Origin of the sequence: Cobetia sp. 4B, assembly GCF_018831605.1 — a bacterium.
In the GTDB taxonomy this organism is placed as follows: domain Bacteria; phylum Pseudomonadota; class Gammaproteobacteria; order Pseudomonadales; family Halomonadaceae; genus Cobetia; species Cobetia amphilecti.
Window position 1 is genome coordinate 2001083 of sequence record NZ_CP059843.1, and the last position, 25651, is coordinate 2026733.

6 protein-coding genes are annotated in these 25651 nt (G+C 61.7%); all 6 read right to left on the reverse strand.

What is annotated here, in order from left to right:
* Window positions 1-76 precede the first annotated feature (76 nt).
* Entirely contained in the window at window positions 77-20620 is a 20544-nt protein-coding gene (locus H2O77_RS08515) for an Ig-like domain-containing protein (RefSeq protein WP_215824383.1), read from the reverse strand.
* Between the two features lie 490 nt (window positions 20621-21110).
* Entirely contained in the window at window positions 21111-21917 is an 807-nt protein-coding gene (locus H2O77_RS08520; protein WP_215824384.1) for a carbonic anhydrase family protein, read from the reverse strand.
* A gap of 231 nt (window positions 21918-22148) precedes the next feature.
* Window positions 22149-23468, reverse strand: a complete 1320-nt coding sequence (gene glp, locus H2O77_RS08525) for a gephyrin-like molybdotransferase Glp (RefSeq protein WP_215824385.1) — start codon at window positions 23466-23468, stop codon at window positions 22149-22151.
* Complete coding sequence (gene moaB / locus H2O77_RS08530; protein WP_215824386.1) at window positions 23458-23988, reverse strand: molybdenum cofactor biosynthesis protein B; 531 nt, start codon at window positions 23986-23988, stop codon at window positions 23458-23460. Before moaB ends, glp begins: the two co-directional genes overlap by 11 nt.
* Before the next feature lie 2 nt (window positions 23989-23990).
* A complete protein-coding gene (locus H2O77_RS08535) occupies window positions 23991-24335 on the reverse strand; it encodes a DUF1244 domain-containing protein (RefSeq protein ID WP_215824387.1) in 345 nt (114 codons plus the stop codon).
* A 301-nt stretch (window positions 24336-24636) separates the two neighbouring features.
* A complete protein-coding gene (locus H2O77_RS08540; RefSeq protein WP_240548798.1) occupies window positions 24637-25641 on the reverse strand; it encodes a formate dehydrogenase subunit gamma in 1005 nt (334 codons plus the stop codon).
* Window positions 25642-25651 lie beyond the last annotated feature (10 nt).

Genomic DNA, 25651 nt, shown 5'->3' on the forward strand with positions numbered 1-25651 from the left:
TCATCCTGACGCTTTATTCGTGTTCAGTGCGTACTTGTTCATTGGGAAGGCGCCCCTTGAGGGGCGCATCCCGGGACTAGCCGTTGTTGGTATTCACCGTGACATCCTGATCGATGTACAGCGTGGCACTGCCAAGTTCATATGTATCATAGGTCGTGCCGTTGATTTCGGACGATATGCCAGTATCGACAGCCCCAGCCGCTTTTACGCTATCGCCTTCATCGCCATCGATATACAGCTCGTTATCACCATCGGTGAGATTCAATACCGTATCGGCATCGATTTTCAGACTGGTGCCGGTCTCGCTGCTGGCCGAGATGTCGAGCACTTCGATGTTGGTCATGAGACTGGGCTCAGCCTGGGCGGACAAGGCGACGAGATCGATGCCTTTTCCTGTGCCATCGAAGCTGACGGTATCGATGTCAGCGCCACCCTCGATGGTAAAGTCCAGGCTGGAAGTGACGATCAGGTCATCACCCGCGCCACCATCGAAGGTATTGCTGCCTGAATCGCCAATCAGCAGGTCATTCCCTGCGTTCCCGATCAGTGAGTCATCCCCCTCGCCACCTCGAATGACATCATCAAAGCTACTGCCGATGAGAGAGTCATTGCCCGAAAGGCCGAATATGGTGCCTCCTTCGAGATTGGCTGAAATATCGATTTCATCATCGGTCAGCAGGCTACCAATAAAGGTCTTACTTTCGTCGATACCGGAGAATAGGGGTTCATTGGAATCAAGCAGCTCCACACCTGCCAAAGAGGAGATGGCATCCGTGGTGCTGGCATCGTAGGCATCGGTAGCCGTGATGCTGTAGGCATCCAATAGATCGATGTTTGCCAGATTCAGATCCGAAATTCCGCCATCACTGAACCCAACGGTCGCCAGGAATTGAGTGAGCGCCAGGTTGTCGATATCCCCACCGTCAGTCGCGGTAATGGTCAGTTCCGCAGTAGTGGCAATTATGTCGAGGACACCATTGTCGTCTGGTGTAACTGATAGGCCAAGCGAAGTTGCCAGGTCGTTATCCCAAGTGAACTCAGGGTCCGTGAATGTACCAGTCAACAAATTGACATCCACCAGTGCAGAGTAGTTGATCACCACCTCGCGCAGGTTGTTGTCAGGGTCTGCAACGAAGACCTTGTTGTTGGAAAGGTCTATCAGATCGAGTGCTTCGAGACCCACCAGGCCCAACAGTTCAGAATCCTGCAGGGTGACGATAGGGGCGGTATTGGTGACCGCATCCAGGCTTTCCTCACCGACGAAGGTGACTTCGCCCGTCGCCGTGTCGCCATCACCATCCACGACCGTGACACTGACATCCGTTTCATTGACCTCTGTGCCCACCAATAACTGTTCACCGCTGATGAGGGAATCGATGACCTCACTGCTCGTCAAGGTGCCACCGTCGGTCAGATCGAGACCCTCGATATTAATGACCTGGTTGGCGGACGAGGTAGGGGCAGCGGTCAATCCACCCTCTGTGTTGATATAGAGGACGGTCGTACCAGTTGCCGAGACATATTCGGCACTGATATAGCTGGCAAGATTGTTGGTGGCGCTATCGATGTAATAGGCCCCGGTCAACAGATCAGTCAGATCAAGGGTATCGCCAGCTGTGGCATCGGCCTCACTGTCATTATTGAAATCCAGCACGGTATCCGTTGCAGGTGTAGTGACGGTACCTTCATCACCGGCCTCCCATCGAATGACGTCGATTCCGTCACCACCGTTCAGGGTGTCGTTGTCTGCACCCCCGATCAGAAGGTCGCTGCCAGCTGCACCATTCAGGGTGTCAACGCCACTGCCACCACGCAGGATATTGCTTCCGCTTCCACCATTCAGTGTGTCATTACCGGCGTATCCATAGAGGTTGGAGCCTGCCTGTGAAGCGTTAACAGAGTCGTTTCCAGTAGTCCCTTCATCTACAGGAATCTCATAGTCATCTACAAGGAGATCCACATTGGCCAATGAAGCATCTGTGTCAGATGAGGTTGCACCGAGTGAGTCGGTTGCATAAATAGTGGTACTGCTCAGGATTGAATCGGCAATGGAGTCCAAGTCAAGTAAAGCTAGGATTGTAGGCAATACTCCTGGAGCAGTAACTGTGAAATCTATACTAGCCAATAGCTCATTGATTTCGAGGTTGGTTATTTCGCTACCATCATTTTTAGTGATGGTGATTGTTTGCACTGTCTCTCCTGGGGATGAAGCTTGTACATCCAGCCCTAATTCAGATGCTATCTCTTCGCTATAGCTCCAGCTGCTATTGCCAAGCAAAGTGTTGACAAGCCCGGAAACGATGGTATCCGTAAGTAATACGCTCACAATTCCATCAAGGTATCCAGTAATGGTGTCAACTAAATTGCCTGATGTAATAGTTATAGAGGACACATTGTTCTCAGCATCATAGACACTATAGAGCTGGTCATTGCTCAAGGTCACGATATCAAGAACATTGACGCCGACGAGGCCTAGCACACCATCGCTTTCAGTCAGGTTGGCTTGCGGGCGTGTATTGGCCTCCTCTGTTGCGCTGAACTGGCCTTGGTGGCTGTAGCTATAGTCCCCTGAGTCGATATTCAGGCTGAAGGATTCACCGGACAGCGTTTCGACCGCCAGAATGCCATCGACGATGCTGACAATACCGCCAGCCTCCAGGCCAATCTCGGTTGAGGTGCCGGTCACGTCCGCGTAGGTGCCATCATCAGAGACAGTAAATGTCAGGCCCTTGAAGGTGAAGGACTGTACCTGCCCATTTGCCGCATCAGCCCCAAACCCGAAGTCGCCCTCACCATCGAAGATGGAGCCGTTGTAATCCGTATTCGAGCTCAGAGACTCCACGACGGTACTTGCCGCAATCGTCGGCACATCATCAGTGATATCGATGTTCAAGGTGCTACTGGTGCTCGACGCGCCGTCGCTCAGAGTGACAAGCACATCCACCGTGGATGACTCGGCATTCACCTGATCGATGTTGCCGAGCAGTTCTGCGCTGTAGACAACTTCCGATCCATCCTCGGTGACGGAAACGACCATGACGGCCGTCGCAGCAGCATTGTCGGCATCACTTGCCAATGTGAGCGTGCGCCCTTCATCAGTAATGACCCATTCAAGTGCCTGGCCGTTGCTGGTAAGCGACTCGGTGGAGCTGAGTGAGAGTGTTGCCTCACCGCTGGTATCAGCGAATGCCGGAGTGCTGGCGACGGCAGTCGCTGAGACGACTAGCGCTTCCTCTATTGTGAGACGGTTGGTATTTCCCAGAACGAGGAAATCGTCGCTCAGCTTGGTCGCCGTATCGGTCACGGCGGCCACATTCTCATTGCCTGCATCGTCCGTCACGGTCATGGTCACGGTCAGCAGTCCCTCTGCCAGACCGGTGAGGTCGACGCCTGACACAGTCACTTCGCCCGCCGCCGAGACAGTGATGTTCTCGGTTGGGACGGTGACGGAGCCATTATCGGTATCGGTGATCACTATCGTGAGGTTGTTGCTGGTCAAGCCGGCTTCGACAGTGCCCTCGAATGTCACATCTGTCGCTCCTGCAGCGTTGATGTCCCCATCAGCATCCGTGAAGCTGATGACACTCCCTGTCGGAGCAGTCGTATCAATGACGACGTCTTGACTCTCGATGGCGCCATCGTTGCCGGCGGCGTCCTGCACCTTGAGCTGCACGGTGGCAGAGGTGGTGAGGCTGGCATCGGCGTAGCTGACGGCAGTACCGGACACGCTGTCGGTGATGTCGACCCAAGTGGTGCCATCGGTGCTGTACTGCAGCGTTTCACCTTCGGCAAGCGGAGCATTCAGCGTGGCGGTGATCGTCAGGCCATCATTGTCGCTGGTGATGAAGTCATCGGCTGCGAGGCCAGTATCGTCACTGATGGAATCGATGGTGACAGTCGTTGTGGGGGCAGTGGTATCTATGGTCACTGTGCCCAGATTGACTTCATTGCTGACATTGCCTGCGGCGTCAGTAATGACAGCTGAGGCGTTGTAGCTACTGCCATCGGTCAACGTGTCAGCCGGGATGGTCACAGTCACAGTGCCTGCGTCGATATCCGTTTCTATCAGCGCCACATCAGCAGTAATCACATTATCCGCATCATCTGTGTCAACCAAGGTGACAGTGGCCGTATCCCCTGCAACGGTATCCGCACTGAGCGCGACCTCGGCTTGCAGCCCATCTGTCAGCTCCTCGATATTCACGCCATTGAGGGCTTCATCGATGACCAAAGTCGGCGGCGCGCCCGGGGCCGTATTATCTACCGTCACAGCGCCCAGGTTCACGGCGTCGCTGACATTGCCGGCCACATCGGTCTGACGGATCTGCACAACGCCATCGGCGTAGCTGCCTTCGGCGAGGGTGAAGGTGGTGCCAGTGCCAACGATCCAGTTGCTGCCGCCGTCGAGGGAGTACTCCCAGCTGGCGTCGGCTTCCAGACTGCTGACGGTGACGTCGCCATTGCTGGTGATGCCGTCGTCGATAACGTTGGTGTCTTCACTCAGCGAAACGCTCGGCGCGGCGATGGTCGCATCGACCGTCACGTCGCCCAGGTTCACGGCGTCGCTGACGTTGCCGGCCACATCGGACTGACGGATCTGCACAACGCCATCGGCGTAGACACCTTCGTCCAGCGTGAAGGTGGTGCCGGTGCCATCGATCCAGTTGCTGCCGCCGTCGAGGGAGTACTCCCAGCTGGCGTCGGCTTCCAGACCACTGACGGTGACGTCACCATTGCTGGTGATGCCGTCGTCGGTGACGTTGGTGTCGGTGGTGAGCGCAAGGCTCGGAGCGTCAGGCACCGTGAGGTCACTGGTGGTGGTGCCGTCGGTCTCGAACGTATTGCCCGCCACATCGGTCACGGTCATCGAGACGGTGAGGGCGCCTTCAGTGAGCCCGGAAGTTGCGGTGCTCAGGTCCAGACCGGTTACGGACAGATTGCCGGCACCGTCGACCGTAATGTCAGTCGTGGCGACGGTGATCTCGTTGGCCGGATCGGCGCTGTCAGTGATGGTGATCACGACATTGCTGCTGTCGAGACCGGCCTCGATGCTGCCAGTCAGGTCGACGGCGCTGATGTCTGCCAGATTGAGCAGGCCATCGTCACCATCGACGAAGGCGATGCTGCCCGTCGGGGCGGTCGCATCGACCGTCACGTCGCCCAGGTTCACGGCGTCACTGACATTGCCGGCCACATCGGTCTGACGGATCTGCACAACGCCATCGGCATAGCTGCCTTCGGCAAGGGTGAAGGTAGTGCCAGTGCCCGCAATCCAGGTCGTGCCACCGTTGGTGGTGTACTCCCAGCTGGCGTCGGCTTCCAGACCGCTGACGGTGACGTCACCATTGCTGGTGATGCCGTCGTCGGTGACGTTGGTGTCGGTGGTGAGCGCAAGGCTCGGAGCGTCAGGCACCGTGAGGTCACTGGTGGTGGTGCCGTCGGTCTCGAACGTATTGCCCGCCACATCGGTCACGGTCATCGAGACGGTGAGGGCGCCTTCAGTGAGCCCGGAAGTTGCGGTGCTCAGGTCCAGACCGGTTACGGACAGATTGCCGGCACCGTCGACCGTAATGTCAGTCGTGGCGACGGTGATCTCGTTGGCCGGATCGGCGCTGTCAGTGATGGTGATCACGACATTGCTGCTGTCGAGACCGGCCTCGATGCTGCCAGTCAGGTCGACGGCGCTGATGTCTGCCAGATTGAGCAGGCCATCGTCACCATCGACGAAGGCGATGCTGCCCGTCGGGGCGGTCGCATCGACCGTCACGTCGCCCAGGTTCACGGCGTCACTGACATTGCCGGCCACATCGGTCTGACGGATCTGCACAACGCCATCGGCATAGCTGCCTTCGGCAAGGGTGAAGGTAGTGCCAGTGCCCGCAATCCAGGTCGTGCCACCGTTGGTGGTGTACTCCCAGGTCGCGTCGGCTTCCAGACCGCTGACGGTGACGTCACCATTGCTGGTGATGCCGTCGTCGGTGACGTTGGTGTCGGTGGTGAGCGCAAGGCTCGGAGCGTCAGGCACCGTGAGATCACTGGTAGTGGTGCCGTCGGTCTCGAACGTATTGCCCGCCACATCGGTCACGGTCATCGAGACGGTGAGGGCGCCTTCAGTGAGCCCGGAAGTTGCGGTGCTCAGGTCCAGACCGGTTACGGACAGATTGCCGGCACCGTCGACCGTAATGTCAGTCGTGGCGACGGTGATCTCGTTGGCCGGATCGGCGCTGTCAGTGATGGTGATCACGACATTGCTGCTGTCGAGACCGGCCTCGATGCTGCCAGTCAGGTCGACGGCGCTGATGTCTGCCAGATTGAGCAGGCCATCGTCACCATCGACGAAGGCGATGCTGCCCGTCGGGGCGGTCGCATCGACCGTCACGTCGCCCAGGTTCACGGCGTCACTGACATTGCCGGCCACATCGGACTGACGGATCTGCACGCTACCGTCGGCATAGCTGCCTTCGGCAAGGGTGAAGGTAGTGCCAGTGCCCGCAATCCAGGTCGTGCCACCGTTGGTGGTGTACTCCCAGGTCGCGTCGGCTTCCAGACCGCTGACGGTGACGTCACCATTGCTGGTGATGCCGTCGTCGGTGACGTTGGTGTCGGTGGTGAGCGCAAGGCTCGGAGCGTCAGGCACCGTGAGATCACTGGTAGTGGTGCCGTCGGTCTCGAACGTATTGCCCGCCACATCGGTCACGGTCATCGAGACGGTGAGGGCGCCTTCAGTGAGCCCGGAAGTTGCGGTGCTCAGGTCCAGACCGGTTACGGACAGATTGCCGGCACCGTCGACCGTAATGTCAGTCGTGGCGACGGTGATCTCGTTGGCCGGATCGGCGCTGTCAGTGATGGTGATCACGACATTGCTGCTGTCGAGACCGGCCTCGATGCTGCCAGTCAGGTCGACGGCGCTGATGTCTGCCAGATTGAGCAGGCCATCGTCACCATCGACGAAGGCGATGCTGCCCGTCGGGGCGGTCGCATCGACCGTCACGTCGCCCAGGTTCACGGCGTCACTGACATTGCCGGCCACATCGGTCTGACGGATCTGCACAACGCCATCGGCATAGCTGCCTTCGGCAAGGGTGAAGGTAGTGCCAGTGCCCGCAATCCAGGTCGTGCCACCGTTGGTGGTGTACTCCCAGGTCGCGTCGGCTTCCAGACCGCTGACGGTGACGTCACCATTGCTGGTGATGCCGTCGTCGGTGACGTTGGTGTCGGTGGTGAGCGCAAGGCTCGGAGCGTCAGGCACCGTGAGATCACTGGTAGTGGTGCCGTCGGTCTCGAACGTATTGCCCGCCACATCGGTCACGGTCATCGAGACGGTGAGGGCGCCTTCAGTGAGCCCGGAAGTTGCGGTGCTCAGGTCCAGACCGGTTACGGACAGATTGCCGGCACCGTCGACCGTAATGTCAGTCGTGGCGACGGTGATCTCGTTGGCCGGATCGGCGCTGTCAGTGATGGTGATCACGACATTGCTGCTGTCGAGACCGGCCTCGATGCTGCCAGTCAGGTCGACGGCGCTGATGTCTGCCAGATTGAGCAGGCCATCGTCACCATCGACGAAGGCGATGCTGCCCGTCGGGGCGGTCGCATCGACCGTCACGTCGCCCAGGTTCACGGCGTCACTGACATTGCCGGCCACATCGGACTGACGGATCTGCACGCTACCGTCGGCATAGCTGCCTTCGGCAAGGGTGAAGGTAGTGCCAGTGCCCGCAATCCAGGTCGTGCCACCGTTGGTGGTGTACTCCCAGGTCGCGTCGGCTTCCAGACCGCTGACGGTGACGTCACCATTGCTGGTGATGCCGTCGTCGGTGACGTTGGTGTCGGTGGTGAGCGCAAGGCTCGGAGCGTCAGGCACCGTGAGATCACTGGTAGTGGTGCCGTCGGTCTCGAACGTATTGCCCGCCACATCGGTCACGGTCATCGAGACGGTGAGGGCGCCTTCAGTGAGCCCGGAAGTTGCGGTGCTCAGGTCCAGACCGGTTACGGACAGATTGCCGGCACCGTCGACCGTAATGTCAGTCGTGGCGACGGTGATCTCGTTGGCCGGATCGGCGCTGTCAGTGATGGTGATCACGACATTGCTGCTGTCGAGACCGGCCTCGATGCTGCCAGTCAGGTCGACGGCGCTGATGTCTGCCAGATTGAGCAGGCCATCGTCACCATCGACGAAGGCGATGCTGCCCGTCGGGGCGGTCGCATCGACCGTCACGTCGCCCAGGTTCACGGCGTCACTGACATTGCCGGCCACATCGGTCTGACGGATCTGCACAACGCCATCGGCATAGCTGCCTTCGGCAAGGGTGAAGGTAGTGCCAGTGCCCGCAATCCAGGTCGTGCCACCGTTGGTGGTGTACTCCCAGGTCGCGTCGGCTTCCAGACCGCTGACGGTGACGTCACCATTGCTGGTGATGCCGTCGTCGGTGACGTTGGTGTCGGTGGTGAGCGCAAGGCTCGGAGCGTCAGGCACCGTGAGATCACTGGTAGTGGTGCCGTCGGTCTCGAACGTATTGCCCGCCACATCGGTCACGGTCATCGAGACGGTGAGGGCGCCTTCAGTGAGCCCGGAAGTTGCGGTGCTCAGGTCCAGACCGGTTACGGACAGATTGCCGGCACCGTCGACCGTAATGTCAGTCGTGGCGACGGTGATCTCGTTGGCCGGATCGGCGCTGTCAGTGATGGTGATCACGACATTGCTGCTGTCGAGACCGGCCTCGATGCTGCCAGTCAGGTCGACGGCGCTGATGTCTGCCAGATTGAGCAGGCCATCGTCACCATCGACGAAGGCGATGCTGCCCGTCGGGGCGGTCGCATCGACCGTCACGTCGCCCAGGTTCACGGCGTCACTGACATTGCCGGCCACATCGGACTGACGGATCTGCACGCTACCGTCGGCATAGCTGCCTTCGGCAAGGGTGAAGGTAGTGCCAGTGCCCGCAATCCAGGTCGTGCCACCGTTGGTGGTGTACTCCCAGGTCGCGTCGGCTTCCAGACCGCTGACGGTGACGTCACCATTGCTGGTGATGCCGTCGTCGGTGACGTTGGTGTCGGTGGTGAGCGCAAGGCTCGGAGCGTCAGGCACCGTGAGATCACTGGTAGTGGTGCCGTCGGTCTCGAACGTATTGCCCGCCACATCGGTCACGGTCATCGAGACGGTGAGGGCGCCTTCAGTGAGCCCGGAAGTTGCGGTGCTCAGGTCCAGACCGGTTACGGACAGATTGCCGGCACCGTCGACCGTAATGTCAGTCGTGGCGACGGTGATCTCGTTGGCCGGATCGGCGCTGTCAGTGATGGTGATCACGACATTGCTGCTGTCGAGACCGGCCTCGATGCTGCCAGTCAGGTCGACGGCGCTGATGTCTGCCAGATTGAGCAGGCCATCGTCACCATCGACGAAGGCGATGCTGCCCGTCGGGGCGGTCGCATCGACCGTCACGTCGCCCAGGTTCACGGCGTCACTGACATTGCCGGCCACATCGGTCTGACGGATCTGCACAACGCCATCGGCATAGCTGCCTTCGGCAAGGGTGAAGGTAGTGCCAGTGCCCGCAATCCAGGTCGTGCCACCGTTGGTGGTGTACTCCCAGGTCGCGTCGGCTTCCAGACCGCTGACGGTGACGTCACCATTGCTGGTGATGCCGTCGTCGGTGACGTTGGTGTCGGTGGTGAGCGCAAGGCTCGGAGCGTCAGGCACCGTGAGATCACTGGTAGTGGTGCCGTCGGTCTCGAACGTATTGCCCGCCACATCGGTCACGGTCATCGAGACGGTGAGGGCGCCTTCAGTGAGCCCGGAAGTTGCGGTGCTCAGGTCCAGACCGGTTACGGACAGATTGCCGGCACCGTCGACCGTAATGTCAGTCGTGGCGACGGTGATCTCGTTGGCCGGATCGGCGCTGTCAGTGATGGTGATCACGACATTGCTGCTGTCGAGACCGGCCTCGATGCTGCCAGTCAGGTCGACGGCGCTGATGTCTGCCAGATTGAGCAGGCCATCGTCACCATCGACGAAGGCGATGCTGCCCGTCGGGGCGGTCGCATCGACCGTCACGTCGCCCAGGTTCACGGCGTCACTGACATTGCCGGCCACATCGGACTGACGGATCTGCACGCTACCGTCGGCATAGCTGCCTTCGGCAAGGGTGAAGGTAGTGCCAGTGCCCGCAATCCAGGTCGTGCCACCGTTGGTGGTGTACTCCCAGGTCGCGTCGGCTTCCAGACCGCTGACGGTGACGTCACCATTGCTGGTGATGCCGTCGTCGGTGACGTTGGTGTCGGTGGTGAGCGCAAGGCTCGGAGCGTCAGGCACCGTGAGATCACTGGTAGTGGTGCCGTCGGTCTCGAACGTATTGCCCGCCACATCGGTCACGGTCATCGAGACGGTGAGGGCGCCTTCAGTGAGCCCGGAAGTTGCGGTGCTCAGGTCCAGACCGGTTACGGACAGATTGCCGGCACCGTCGACCGTAATGTCAGTCGTGGCGACGGTGATCTCGTTGGCCGGATCGGCGCTGTCAGTGATGGTGATCACGACATTGCTGCTGTCGAGACCGGCCTCGATGCTGCCAGTCAGGTCGACGGCGCTGATGTCTGCCAGATTGAGCAGGCCATCGTCACCATCGACGAAGGCGATGCTGCCCGTCGGGGCGGTCGCATCGACCGTCACGTCGCCCAGGTTCACGGCGTCACTGACATTGCCGGCCACATCGGTCTGACGGATCTGCACAACGCCATCGGCATAGCTGCCTTCGGCAAGGGTGAAGGTAGTGCCAGTGCCCGCAATCCAGGTCGTGCCACCGTTGGTGGTGTACTCCCAGGTCGCGTCGGCTTCCAGACCGCTGACGGTGACGTCACCATTGCTGGTGATGCCGTCGTCGGTGACGTTGGTGTCGGTGGTGAGCGCAAGGCTCGGAGCGTCAGGCACCGTGAGATCACTGGTAGTGGTGCCGTCGGTCTCGAACGTATTGCCCGCCACATCGGTCACGGTCATCGAGACGGTGAGGGCGCCTTCAGTGAGCCCGGAAGTTGCGGTGCTCAGGTCCAGACCGGTTACGGACAGATTGCCGGCACCGTCGACCGTAATGTCAGTCGTGGCGACGGTGATCTCGTTGGCCGGATCGGCGCTGTCAGTGATGGTGATCACGACATTGCTGCTGTCGAGACCGGCCTCGATGCTGCCAGTCAGGTCGACGGCGCTGATGTCTGCCAGATTGAGCAGGCCATCGTCACCATCGACGAAGGCGATGCTGCCCGTCGGGGCGGTCGCATCGACCGTCACGTCGCCCAGGTTCACGGCGTCACTGACATTGCCGGCCACATCGGACTGACGGATCTGCACAACGCCATCGGCATAGCTGCCTTCGGCAAGGGTGAAGGTAGTGCCAGTGCCCGCAATCCAGGTCGTGCCACCGTTGGTGGTGTACTCCCAGGTCGCGTCGGCTTCCAGACCGCTGACGGTGACGTCACCATTGCTGGTGATGCCGTCGTCGGTGACGTTGGTGTCGGTGGTGAGCGCAAGGCTCGGAGCGTCAGGCACCGTGAGATCACTGGTAGTGGTGCCGTCGGTCTCGAACGTATTGCCCGCCACATCGGTCACGGTCATCGAGACGGTGAGGGCGCCTTCAGTGAGCCCGGAAGTTGCGGTGCTCAGGTCCAGACCGGTTACGGACAGATTGCCGGCACCGTCGACCGTAATGTCAGTCGTGGCGACGGTGATCTCGTTGGCCGGATCGGCGCTGTCAGTGATGGTGATCACGACATTGCTGCTGTCGAGACCGGCCTCGATGCTGCCAGTCAGGTCGACGGCGCTGATGTCTGCCAGATTGAGCAGGCCATCGTCACCATCGACGAAGGCGATGCTGCCCGTCGGGGCGGTCGCATCGACCGTCACGTCGCCCAGGTTCACGGCGTCACTGACATTGCCGGCCACATCGGACTGACGGATCTGCACGCTACCGTCGGCATAGCTGCCTTCGGCAAGGGTGAAGGTAGTGCCAGTGCCCGCAATCCAGGTCGTGCCACCGTTGGTGGTGTACTCCCAGGTCGCGTCGGCTTCCAGACCGCTGACGGTGACGTCACCATTGCTGGTGATGCCGTCGTCGGTGACGTTGGTGTCGGTGGTGAGCGCAAGGCTCGGAGCGTCAGGCACCGTGAGATCACTGGTAGTGGTGCCGTCGGTCTCGAACGTATTGCCCGCCACATCGGTCACGGTCATCGAGACGGTGAGGGCGCCTTCAGTGAGCCCGGAAGTTGCGGTGCTCAGGTCCAGACCGGTTACGGACAGATTGCCGGCACCGTCGACCGTAATGTCAGTCGTGGCGACGGTGATCTCGTTGGCCGGATCGGCGCTGTCAGTGATGGTGATCACGACATTGCTGCTGTCGAGACCGGCCTCGATGCTGCCAGTCAGGTCGACGGCGCTGATGTCTGCCAGATTGAGCAGGCCATCGTCACCATCGACGAAGGCGATGCTGCCCGTCGGGGCGGTCGCATCGACCGTCACGTCGCCCAGGTTCACGGCGTCACTGACATTGCCGGCCACATCGGTCTGACGGATCTGCACAACGCCATCGGCATAGCTGCCTTCGGCAAGGGTGAAGGTAGTGCCAGTGCCCGCAATCCAGGTCGTGCCACCGTTGGTGGTGTACTCCCAGGTCGCGTCGGCTTCCAGACCGCTGACGGTGACGTCACCATTGCTGGTGATGCCGTCGTCGGTGACGTTGGTGTCGGTGGTGAGCGCAAGGCTCGGAGCGTCAGGCACCGTGAGATCACTGGTAGTGGTGCCGTCGGTCTCGAACGTATTGCCCGCCACATCGGTCACGGTCATCGAGACGGTGAGGGCGCCTTCAGTGAGCCCGGAAGTTGCGGTGCTCAGGTCCAGACCGGTTACGGACAGATTGCCGGCACCGTCGACCGTAATGTCAGTCGTGGCGACGGTGATCTCGTTGGCCGGATCGGCGCTGTCAGTGATGGTGATCACGACATTGCTGCTGTCGAGACCGGCCTCGATGCTGCCAGTCAGGTCGACGGCGCTGATGTCTGCCAGATTGAGCAGGCCATCGTCACCATCGACGAAGGCGATGCTGCCCGTCGGGGCGGTCGCATCGACCGTCACGTCGCCCAGGTTCACGGCGTCACTGACATTGCCGGCCACATCGGACTGACGGATCTGCACGCTACCGTCGGCATAGCTGCCTTCGGCAAGGGTGAAGGTAGTGCCAGTGCCCGCAATCCAGGTCGTGCCACCGTTGGTGGTGTACTCCCAGGTCGCGTCGGCTTCCAGACCGCTGACGGTGACGTCACCATTGCTGGTGATGCCGTCGTCGGTGACGTTGGTGTCGGTGGTGAGCGCAAGGCTCGGAGCGTCAGGCACCGTGAGATCACTGGTAGTGGTGCCGTCGGTCTCGAACGTATTGCCCGCCACATCGGTCACGGTCATCGAGACGGTGAGGGCGCCTTCAGTGAGCCCGGAAGTTGCGGTGCTCAGGTCCAGACCGGTTACGGACAGATTGCCGGCACCGTCGACCGTAATGTCAGTCGTGGCGACGGTGATCTCGTTGGCCGGATCGGCGCTGTCAGTGATGGTGATCACGACATTGCTGCTGTCGAGACCGGCCTCGATGCTGCCAGTCAGGTCGACGGCGCTGATGTCTGCCAGATTGAGCAGGCCATCGTCACCATCGACGAAGGCGATGCTGCCCGTCGGGGCGGTCGCATCGACCGTCACGTCGCCCAGGTTCACGGCGTCACTGACATTGCCGGCCACATCGGTCTGACGGATCTGCACAACGCCATCGGCATAGCTGCCTTCGGCAAGGGTGAAGGTAGTGCCAGTGCCCGCAATCCAGGTCGTGCCACCGTTGGTGGTGTACTCCCAGGTCGCGTCGGCTTCCAGACCGCTGACGGTGACGTCACCATTGCTGGTGATGCCGTCGTCGGTGACGTTGGTGTCGGTGGTGAGCGCAAGGCTCGGAGCGTCAGGCACCGTGAGATCACTGGTAGTGGTGCCGTCGGTCTCGAACGTATTGCCCGCCACATCGGTCACGGTCATCGAGACGGTGAGGGCGCCTTCAGTGAGCCCGGAAGTTGCGGTGCTCAGGTCCAGACCGGTTACGGACAGATTGCCGGCACCGTCGACCGTAATGTCAGTCGTGGCGACGGTGATCTCGTTGGCCGGATCGGCGCTGTCAGTGATGGTGATCACGACATTGCTGCTGTCGAGACCGGCCTCGATGCTGCCAGTCAGGTCGACGGCGCTGATGTCTGCCAGATTGAGCAGGCCATCGTCACCATCGACGAAGGCGATGCTGCCCGTCGGGGCGGTCGCATCGACCGTCACGTCGCCCAGGTTCACGGCGTCACTGACATTGCCGGCCACATCGGACTGACGGATCTGCACGCTACCGTCGGCATAGCTGCCTTCGGCAAGGGTGAAGGTAGTGCCAGTGCCCGCAATCCAGGTCGTGCCACCGTTGGTGGTGTACTCCCAGGTCGCGTCGGCTTCCAGACCGCTGACGGTGACGTCACCATTGCTGGTGATGCCGTCGTCGGTGACGTTGGTGTCGGTGGTGAGCGCAAGGCTCGGAGCGTCAGGCACCGTGAGATCACTGGTAGTGGTGCCGTCGGTCTCGAACGTATTGCCCGCCACATCGGTCACGGTCATCGAGACGGTGAGGGCGCCTTCAGTGAGCCCGGAAGTTGCGGTGCTCAGGTCCAGACCGGTTACGGACAGATTGCCGGCACCGTCGACCGTAATGTCAGTCGTGGCGACGGTGATCTCGTTGGCCGGATCGGCGCTGTCAGTGATGGTGATCACGACATTGCTGCTGTCGAGACCGGCCTCGATGCTGCCAGTCAGGTCGACGGCGCTGATGTCTGCCAGATTGAGCAGGCCATCGTCACCATCGACGAAGGCGATGCTGCCCGTCGGGGCGGTCGCATCGACCGTCACGTCGCCCAGGTTCACGGCGTCACTGACATTGCCGGCCACATCGGACTGACGGATCTGCACGCTACCGTCGGCATAGCTGCCTTCGGCAAGGGTGAAGGTAGTGCCAGTGCCCGCAATCCAGGTCGTGCCACCGTTGGTGGTGTACTCCCAGGCCGCGTCGGCTTCCAGACCGCTGACGGTGACGTCACCATTGCTGGTGATGCCGTCGTCGGTGACGTTGGTGTCGGTGGTGAGCGCAAGGCTCGGTGCGGCGATAGTCGCATCGACCGTCACGTCGCCCAGGTTCACGGCGTCACTGACATTGCCGGCCACATCGGTCTGACGGATCTGCACAAAGCCATCGGCGTAGACACCTTCGTCCAGCGTGAAGGTGGTGCCAGTGCCATCGATCCAGTTGCTGCCGCCGTCGAGGGAGTACTCCCAGCTGGCGTCGGCTTCCAGACCGCTGACGGTGACTTCACCATTGCTGGTGATGCCGTCGTCATCCGTTTCGGTATCGTTGGACAATGCCAAGGCCGGACTGCTGGGCACAGTAGTATCGACCGTGAGCGTGAACTCGCCAGACGCCGCGCTTTTGTTGCCGGCAGCATCGGTCGCGGTGACGCTGAAGACATGCTCACCCTCGGTGAGATCAGTGCTCGGGGTATAGCTCCAGGCGCCATTGGCATCGGCGGTGACTGTCGCGATTTCCTCACCGTTGTGGGTGATGGTGACGGTGCTGCCGGCTTCGGCGCTGCCGGTCAGCGTCGGCGTCGCGTCATTGGTGCTGTCGCCGGAGGCGAGGGCGCCGGTATCGGCTGCCACATCGTCGGTCGCGGAGGTGATGGTCGGCGTATTCGGCGCGGTAACGTCAGCATCTACCGGCACATCGAGTGCCGCGGACGCTTCGCTTTCATTGCCGGCCGCATCGATTGCCGTGGCTGTCAGTGTGCTGCCAGCTTCCTGCTCCGGTGAGAGCTCAACCGAGAAGTTGCCTTCTGCATCGACGACCGCGGTGCCTACAACATCATCGTTGGCATTGGTGATCTCGACCGTGGTGCCCGCTTCACCGGTTCCTGCGACAGTGGTGCCATCGGTCTCGCTCAGGACTGGCGCATCCGGCGCAGCGGTATCGACGGTGAGTGTGAACTCGCCAGAGGCCGCGCTCTCGTTGCCGGCGGCATCGGTCGCGGTGACGCTGAAGACGTGGTCGCCATCGGTGAGATCAGTGCTCGGGGTATAGCTCCAGGCGCCATTGGCATCTGCCACGACCGTATCAACGACTTCACCGTTATGCGTGACGGTGACGGTGCTACCGATCTCGGCGCTGCCGGTCAGCGTCGGCGTCGCGTCATTGGTGCTGTCGCCGGAGGCGAGGGCACCGGTATCGGCTGCCACATCATCGGTCGCGGAGGTGATGGTCGGCGTATTCGGCGCGGTAACGTCAGCATCTACCGGCACATCGAGTGCTGCGGACGCTTCGCTTTCATTGCCGGCCGCATCGGTTGCCGTGGCTGTCAGTGTGCTGCCAGCTTCCTGCTCCGGTGAGAGCTCAACCGAGAAGTTGCCTTCTGCATCGACGACCGCGGTGCCTACAACATCATCGTTGGCATTGGTGATCTCGACCGTGGTGCCCGCTTCACCGGTTCCTGCGACAGTGGTGCCATCGGTCTCGCTCAGGACTGGCGCATCCGGCGCAGCGGTATCGACGGTGAGTGTGAACTCGCCAGACGGCGCGCTTTCGTTGCCAGCAGCATCGGTCGCAGTGACGCTGAAGACGTGGTCGCCATCGATGAGATCAGTGCTCGGGGTATAGCTCCAGCTGCCATTGGCATCCGCCGTCACGCTATCAACGACTTCGCCGTTGTGGGTGATGGTGACGGTGCTGCCGGCCTCGGCGCTGCCGGTCAGCGTCGGCGTCGCGTCATTGGTGCTGTCGCCGGAGGCGAGGGCGCCGGTATTGGCTGCCACATCATCGGTCGCGGAGGCGATGGTCGGCGTATTCGGCGCGGTAACGTCAGCGTCTTCCGGCACCACCAGGGCGTCGGAGACTGGGCTTTCATTACCTGCGGCGTCGGTGACGGTGGCGGCCAGCACAGCGCCGGCTTCCTGCTTCGGAGACAGCGTGATGCTGAAGGTGCCGTCATCGGCAACAGTGCCGCTGCCCAGCAGGTCGCCATCACCATTGGTGATTTCGACGGTGCCACCGGCCTCGGCGCTACCATTGACGGTGCTGCCATTGGCGGTCTCGCCATCTGTCTCGCTCAGGACTGGCGCATCCGGCGCAGCGGTATCGACGGTGAGTGTGAACTCGCCAGACGGCGCGCTTTCGTTGCCAGCAGCATCGGTCGCAGTGACGCTGAAGACGTGGTCGCCATCGGTGAGATCAGTACTCGGGGTATAGCTCCAGCTGCCATTGGCATCCGCCGTCACGCTATCAACGACTTCGCCGTTGTGGGTGATGGTGACGGTGCTGCCGGCCTCGGCGCTGCCGGTCAGCGTCGGCGTCGCGTCATTGGTGCTGTCGCCGGAGGCGAGGGCACCGGTATTGGCTGCCACATCATCGGTCACGGAGGCGATGGTCGGCGTATTCGGCGCGGTAACGTCAGCATCTATCGGCACATCGAGTGCTGCGGACGCTTCGCTTTCATTGCCGGCCGCATCGGTTGCGGTGGCTGTCAGTGTGCTGCCAGCTTTCTGCTCCGGTGAGAGCTCAACCGAGAAGTTGCCTTCTGCATCGACGACCGCGGTGCCTACAACATCATCGTTGGCATTGGTGATCTCGACCGTGGTGCCCGCTTCACCGGTTCCTGCGACAGTGGTGCCATCGGTCTCGCTCAGGACTGGCGCATCCGGCGCAGCGGTATCGACGGTGAGTGTGAACTCGCCAGACGGCGCGCTTTCGTTGCCAGCGGCATCGGTCGCGGTGACGCTGAAGACGTGCTCGCCATCGGCGAATTCAGTGCCTGGTGTGAAGCTCCACGTGCCATTGCTATCGGCGATGGTCGTGCCGATCACTTCGCCATTATGCGTGACGGTGACGGTGCTACCGATCTCGGCGCTGCCGGTCAGCGTCGGCGTCGCATCGTTGGTGCTGTCGCCGGTGGCGAGGGCGCCGGTATCGGCTGGCACGTCGTCGGTCGCGGAAGCTATGGTCGGCGTATTCGGCGCGGTCACATCCGCCGCTTCCGGCACCACCAGGGTGTCGGAGACTGGGCTTTCGTTACCCGCGGCGTCAGTGACGGTGGCGGTCAGTTCGGCGCCAGCTTCCTGCTTCGGGGAGAGCTCAACCGAGAAGTTGCCTTCTGCATCGACGACCGCTGTTCCCAGTACATCGTCGTTGGCATTGGTGACTTCCACCGAAGTGCCCGACTCACCGGTTCCTGCGACAGTGGTGCCATCGGTCTCGCTCAGGACTGGCGCATCCGGCGCAGCGGTATCGACGGTGAGTGTGAACTCGCCAGACGGCGCGCTTTCGTTGCCAGCGGCATCGGTCGCGGTGACGCTGAAGACGTGCTCGCCATCGGCGAATTCAGTGCCTGGTGTGAAGCTCCACGTGCCATTGCTATCGGCGATGGTCGTGCCGATCACTTCGCCATTATGCGTGACGGTGACGGTGCTACCGATCTCGGCGCTGCCGGTCAGCGTCGGCGTCGCGTCATTGGTGCTGTCGCCGGAGGCGAGGGCGCCGGTATTGGCTGCCACATCATCGGTCGCGGAGGCGATGGTCGGCGTATTCGGCGCGGTAACGTCAGCGTCTTCCGGCACCACCAGGGCGTCGGAGACTGGGCTTTCATTACCTGCGGCGTCGGTGACGGTGGCGGCCAGCACAGCGCCGGCTTCCTGCTTCGGAGACAGCGTGATGCTGAAGGTGCCGTCATCGGCAACAGTGCCGCTGCCCAGCAGGTCGCCATCACCATTGGTGATTTCGACGGTGCCACCGGCCTCGGCGCTACCATTGACGGTGCTGCCATTGGCCGTCTCGCCATCCGTCTCGGACAGGGTCGGTGCGTCCGGAGCGATAGTGTCGACCGTGAGGGTGAACTCGCCAGACCGCGCGCTTTCGTTGCCGGCGGTATCGGTCGCGGTGACGCTGAAGACGTGATCACCCTCGGTGAGATCAGTGCTCGGGGTATAGCTCCAGGCACCATTGGCATCGGCCGTCACGCTATCAACGACTTCGCCGTTGAGGGTGATGTTGACGGTGCTGCCGGCTTCGGCGCTGCCGGTGAGGGTCGGTGTCGCGTCATTGGTACTGTCGCCGGAGGCGAGGGCACCGGTATCAGCTGGCACATCGTCTGTCGCGGAGGTGATGGTCGGGGCATTCGGCGCGGTGGAGTCGGTGCTTGTATCCACCGTCGCTGGCGTAGAGCTGCTGCTGGTGTTGCCGGCGGCATCGGTCGCGGTGGCCGTCAGCGCCTCGCCATCCTGCTGGGACGGATCAAGTTCGATGGAGAAGGTGCCATCGTCTTCCGCAATCCCAGTGCCGACGCTATCGCCATTGCTGTTGGTGATCTCGATGTCGCTACCGGCTTCGGCCGTACCGGATGCCGTGGTGCCATCCGTCTCGGACAGAACCGGCGCATCCGGCGCGGTGGTGTCGACCGTGAGCGTGAACTCGCCAGACGGGGCACTTTCGTTACCGGCGGCATCGGTCGCGGTGACGCTGAAGACATGCTCGCCATCGCCAAGCTCGGTGTTTGGAGTGAAGCTCCAGGCACCGTTGCTGTCGGCGGTGGTGGTGCCGATCACTTCACCATCGAGCGAGACAGTGACGGTGCTGCCGACTTCAGCAGTTCCGCCCAGGGTCGGCGTGGTGTCATTGGTGCTGCCGCCATTCTCGAGCGCTCCACTGATGGCTTCCACATCATCTGTCGCGGCGGCGATGGTCGGAGTGTTGGGTGCCGTGATGTCAGCATCCTGCGGCACGGTGACCGCGGTGGAGGCTTCGCTCACGTTGCCGGCGGCATCGGTCGCGGTGGCGGTCAGTTCGGTACCGGCTGCCTGCGCGGGAGACAGCTCGACCGAGAAGTTGCCATCGGCATCGGCAACGGCGCTCCCCACGCTGTCGCCAGCGGCATTGGTGACCTCGATAGTGGCGCCGGGCTCACTGCTGCCGGTGAGGATGTTGCCATTGGACTCGTCGAGGACAGGCGCCTCAGGCGCTGTCGTGTCCTCATCCGAGGAGGAACTGTCATCGCCAGTGGCAGCGGCCACGCCGACACCCGCGGCCACGGCAACGCCGCCTGCCACGAGGCCAGCGGTGCTGATGCCAGCCACTGTACCCGCTCCCGCTGCGGCACCTGCACCCGCAGTGCCCGCACCCGCTGCTGCGGTAGTGAGTGCCGTCTCTGCCGTCGTCAAGGTCGCGGTACTGGTGAAGGGCACAGCGCCCCCTGCGCCAGCTTCACCCAGACCCACCTGAAAGATCTCACCGGCGAACTCATCGCCTTGCAGATACAGGTGGCTGAGCTCGGTGGGGTCTGCGTAGAAGTTTTCGACCGTGATCAGTTCCCCGTTTTCGAGGGTGACAAGCAGGTTGTCTCCCTGGCGGGTCATCACCTCGATATCGCGAGGATGGAGGTCCAGACTGACATCCGATGATCTATTGAGGGCAATGGTGTCGACTTTACGCAGGACCGTTTCCTGTTCCGCGAGCTGACCGTGGGGAGCGACCTTGGCAGTTACCGGCATATCGTTATCCTCAATGGCACTTCTTGTGCATTCGCGACTTTCTATTAATTATCAATAATCAACACGTTATTATGACCTGGATCATTTTTCTAGTACTCAGGCGTCAATTCTAATCGTTAAAGCATGGTGTATTTGTGTTTCGACTTTCTTTGGATCCCTCGGTTTCACTGCTCACTATCTCGATACCTCCTTGAGCCCTTGCTCTACTGGAGATCGGGGAGTCGAGTGTCAAATTCAATAACGCCTGGGAGAGGTGTTCGGATCATGCGTTGAGTATGATTTTTCTAATCGGGCATGAGACTAAAGATCAAGTAGTGCTAACTGGTTAATTTAGCGGCAAAAAATGATTTTAATTTAAGATATGCTTATAAACTGTTGGCTATCGAGGTGCGGCATACGTTGTTTAAACGCATGAAATATGTTTAGAGAATAAAAAAGGCGCCACCCGCGAGGGTGGCGCCTTTGTCGGCCGGGGCGCGCCTTGTATCAATCAGCGCTGAAGGGGGCGGGCATTCTCTCCGCCTTGCCATTCATGGTAGGCCTCGATCTGTGCCTGGGAGGCCTCGATCGGCGTCTGCATGACAAACCAGGTGACGGGCTCAGAGCATGGCGGGGTGGTAAGCGAGCCGGAGTACTGCCAGCCAGCATGTTCGCGTGGCAGCAGCAGGTTGGCAGACAGGCCGCTTGTCAGGGTCTCGGAGAGACCGCGCTGGGGGAGGCGGCTCAACAGGCGGCTGAGGGCCAGGTTGTCATGCCCTTCCTCGACCAGCACGGCCAGCACGGCCAGCTTGCCTTCCGGCGTGCTGTGCACCAGATGGATTTCCATGGCGGCACGCTTGCCGTCGATGGCGTGCTCTGACGGCACATGCAGGTGCACCTGCGACAGGGTGTACTGGGTGCCATCCAGCGTCATGGTATTGCCGCTGGCCCCTTCGATCTGCAGGGTGTGGCCCGTATCGCGCGTGACGAGCAGCGGCGAGTGGTAGTCGAGTTTCGGGCCCGCTTCATTCAGCGTGCGTGACTGGCTGTCGATATCGATCGGCGACTGCTGGCTGCCGGCCGAGCACTCGGCATAGCCCGGGGTGAGCTCTCCCCAATGCTCGGGGCCATTGGCTCCGGCGTTGGTGTCATCCGCGGATTCACTCGCATAGCTCCATTCAGTGACCGACGTGCCCGGCGCAGGCGACGTGGCAATGTCATCGGCGAGCGCCGGCAAGGATGACGACGTGGTGGCAAGCAGCACAGCCATGGCAAGTGGGCGTAACAGCGCGCGGGGCGACGAGGAAGAGGCTGGCATTGAGTTGTCCTTGCTCAAGAGTCCGTAACCGATCAGTGTCCTGAGCCGCCGTAGGCAGTCAGAACTCAGATGAATGAAGGCAGTCAGTGTGCCGGACTCAGGGGCGAGGTCAAGATGACGCTGGAGTGTCACTAGGGTGTCGCATTCCAGCGTCAGTTGTCGTGGCAGTTATCGCGGTAGTTCCCACGACAGTTGTAAAGACAGTTGTCAAAACAGGGAGGGGGAGCGGTGTCAGTGCTCGAGCCACAGGCATTCCACGCTGTCACCGTGGTTGAGCTGTGCGTGGGGCGGAATCACGGCCAGTGCCTGAGCACCGGCGCAGGATGAGAGTACCGCCGAGTTCTGGTCCGGGAAGGCATGTGCCTCAAGCTGTCCATCACTGCCGGGCGCCAAGGTGACGCGCAGATGGTCCTGACGGATGGCGGTGCGGGCTGAGAAGGCCGCGCGTACCGTGAGACGTTTCAGCTCGCGCAATGCAGTGCAGTCGGTCATCTCGCCCAGTAGTGGACGAAGGAACAACCAGCCACCTACCCAGCTGGAGACCGGATTGCCCGGCAGGCCCACGACACGCACCGCGTCACCCCGGGAGCTGTTGATGCGCCCCAGCGCCAGTGGTTTGCCCGGTTTGATGGCCAAGCGCCACAGATCCAGACTGCCGAGCGCCTCGATGGCGGGGCGGACGTGGTCTTCCTCGCCGACGCTGACCCCGCCGCAGGTGACGATCAGGTCAGCCTGTTGCGCCGCCGAAGCGAGAGCGTCACGGGTGGCCTCGAAGGTATCGGCCACATTGAGTGGCGCCAGCACCACCTCAGCCCCGAAGTCGCTGAGCATCTGGCTGAGCATCACGCGATTGGAATTGTAGATCTGGCCGGGCTTGAGCGGCTGGCCGGGCTCGATCAGTTCATCGCCGGTCGCGAACAAGGCTACTCGTACCTTGCGGCGCACCAACACGTGACTTGCCCCCTGGCCACACAGCAGGCCCAGCGCGGCAGCGTCCAGTCGCGTGCCCGCCGCGAGCAATCGACTGCCCTTGCTGACATCCCGGCCTTGGACGCGAATGTTGTCGCCGCGGGCGCGAGGCCCGGGCAGCCAGGCCAGGGTGGTGCCATCTTCGCCTTCACGCAGTGTCACCTCTTCCTGCATGACCACCACGTCGGCGCCCTCGGGGATTTCCGCCCCGGTGAACAGGCGCGCACTACTCGCCACGGCCAGCGGCGTGGCAGGCTGACCTGCCGCGATACGCTGACTGATCGGCAGCCAGGCACCGTCACCGATGTCCGCAACCCGGGCGCAGTAACCATCCATCTGGGAGTTGTCGGCAGGCGGCACGTCAAGCTCGGCATGCACGTCCTCGGCGAGCACACGCCCTGCGGCGTCACTGACTGCCACGCGCTCGGCTGGCATCAGCGGGCAGCTATCACGGAGCGCTGCGAGTGCACTGGCCAGGGGCGCCAGCCCCTTGGCGCCGGCAGGCACGGCGTCGCAGCCACACTCTGCCGCCGCGGAAGGCGACGGGCGAGAATGCGGGTCTTTACTGGCGTCAGTGGGCATGGGTTCCGCGCTCCGGAATCACCAGGTTGGCGAAGTTGCAGGGGCGGTGACGGCTGTCGAGCTGCTCCTTGAGGATGCCGTTCCAGGCCGTCTTGCAGGCGCCGGTGGAGCCGGGCAGGCAGAACACCACGGTACGGTTGGCCAGCCCGCCCAGACAGCGGCTCTGGATCGTCGAGCTGCCGACTTCCTGGTGGGAAAGCTGACGGAAGAGTTCGCCGAAGCCCTGGATTTCCTTGTCGAGCAGCACGCGAATGGCTTCCGGCGTGGAGTCACGCCCGGTGAAGCCTGTGCCGCCCGTCGTCAGGATGACCTGCACGGCCGGGTCCGCGATCCATTCGCTGACCACGGCGCGCAGTTGGTAGACGTCATCGGGCACGATGCGCTTTTCATGCAGGCTGTGGCCAGCCGCCGTCAGGTTGTCGACCAGAGCGTCGCCGGAGCGGTCATTCTCTGCGGTGCGTGTATCCGAGACGGTCAATACCGCGATAGTGAGGCCGATCTGTTCGTCATTGCTGCTCATGATCAGTCCTTCTTGCCTTGTTGACGTGCCTCGAGCGCTGCCAGCTGCTCAGGGGTCGCATTGGCCTGGTGGTGTGTTTTCCACTCGGAATAGGGCATACCGTAGACATGCTCGCGCGCCGCGTCGTAATCGAAGCTCACGCCGCGCTCCTCGCCAGCAGCCATCAGCCACTTGGATAGGCAGTTGCGGCAGAAGTCGGCGAGGATCATCAGATCGATGTTCTGGACATCCTTGTTGTCATCCAGATGCTTGAGCAGACGACGGAACGCGGCCGCTTCCAGCTCGGTGCGGGTCTGCTCGTCCAGTTGGCTCAGGTCTTGTACGGCTTGAGGGGTCGGGTCGCTCATCGAATTCTCCTGAGAAGGCGCAGCCTGGCGCCTGCCTTCATGCTGTCGGGGTGCCCGGTGGGCCCAGGCGGTATATCTGAAACTTTACGCAACTAATGCAGGGCTGTGAACCAGCGTTGCACGCCTGTGGTTTGGCAGACGGACTGGCAGGCGGGTTGGCCGGTGGAACGCCAATGGGTGGCAGAGTCGCGAAAGAGTGCGCGCGGGCAAGCGAGAGAGCAGGCGCTGGCAAGCGAAAACGCCCGGCAGGCGAACCTGACCGGGCGTATCTTCACTCATCCAGCGGATGTCTGACGCCGCGCTAATTCGGACGTTGCTGACGTGCCAGGCTGTCGTCAGGCGCCGTGGCGGGGTCTGCTGCCGGGTCTGCCGCTTCGGCCTGCTTGACCTCGTCGTACCACAGATTGTGGTGCTGCTTGGCCCAGGTCTCATCGACATAGCCGGTCTTCATGCCCTCGAAGGCACCCTCGGTACCGGCGGTGCCGATATAGATGTGGCCGAAGGACACCGCGATCAATATCAGCGAGGCGATGCCGTGGAAGACATTGGCCCACTGCATGTTGTCCCGCGTCTGGCCGAAGATCGGGAAGTCGAGCACCAGCCCGCTGGCAATCACCACCAGACCGACCGTCGCCAGAATCCAGTACCAGGCCTTTTCCCCGCCATTGGCGAAGCCGGCGTCCGGATGCTTGCCCTTCATCATGCCGCCACCCTGACGGAACCAGTCAAGGTCATGCTTTTTGGGAAGATTGAGCTTCAGCCACTTGGCCAGCACCAGGATCAGCATGATCGAGAACAGGGGCCCCACATAGTTGTGGATCACCTTGGTCGCCATGATCATGTTGGCCCAGAACACATCCCCGAACACATTGCGGAACACGAACTTGCCCCACAGCAGATTGATGCCGGTGATGGCCAGCGTCAGGAACAGCGTCGCCAACGTCCAGTGCATGGCACGCTCCAGCGCCGTCCAGCGCAGCATCAGCTTGCCGCTGCGCGGGTGGTCCAGATTGTTGCGTCCCACCAGCAGGTAGAAGATCACCAGCACGGCCAGCATGCCACCCAGTGCGATCAGGCCACCCGGTGAGATCCAGCGATTGCGGATCTGACGCCAGGTCTCGCCGCTCTGGTTGATCAGGCTGTAGTTGGAGTCATGTCGGCTGTCGATGGAGTTGCCCCCATCCTTGACCTGCCGCCAGGTATCGGCGTCCACCGTGCCGACCGCCTGACCGATCTCGCCGTCAGGGTTCGCGGCCAGTGCCTGAGGAGCCAGCCAGAGACTGGCCAGCATCAGGCACAGGAACATGGCGACCACG

Coding starts and splice junctions, on each gene's coding strand:
- H2O77_RS08515 (WP_215824383.1), bottom strand. CDS start 20,620: ATGCCGGTAACTGCCAAGGTCGCTCCCCACGGTCAGCTCGCGGAACAG.
- H2O77_RS08520 (WP_215824384.1), bottom strand. CDS start 21,917: ATGCCAGCCTCTTCCTCGTCGCCCCGCGCGCTGTTACGCCCACTTGCC.
- glp (WP_215824385.1), bottom strand. CDS start 23,468: ATGCCCACTGACGCCAGTAAAGACCCGCATTCTCGCCCGTCGCCTTCC.
- moaB (WP_215824386.1), bottom strand. CDS start 23,988: ATGAGCAGCAATGACGAACAGATCGGCCTCACTATCGCGGTATTGACC.
- H2O77_RS08535 (WP_215824387.1), bottom strand. CDS start 24,335: ATGAGCGACCCGACCCCTCAAGCCGTACAAGACCTGAGCCAACTGGAC.
- H2O77_RS08540 (WP_240548798.1), bottom strand. CDS start 25,641: ATGTTCCTGTGCCTGATGCTGGCCAGTCTCTGGCTGGCTCCTCAGGCA.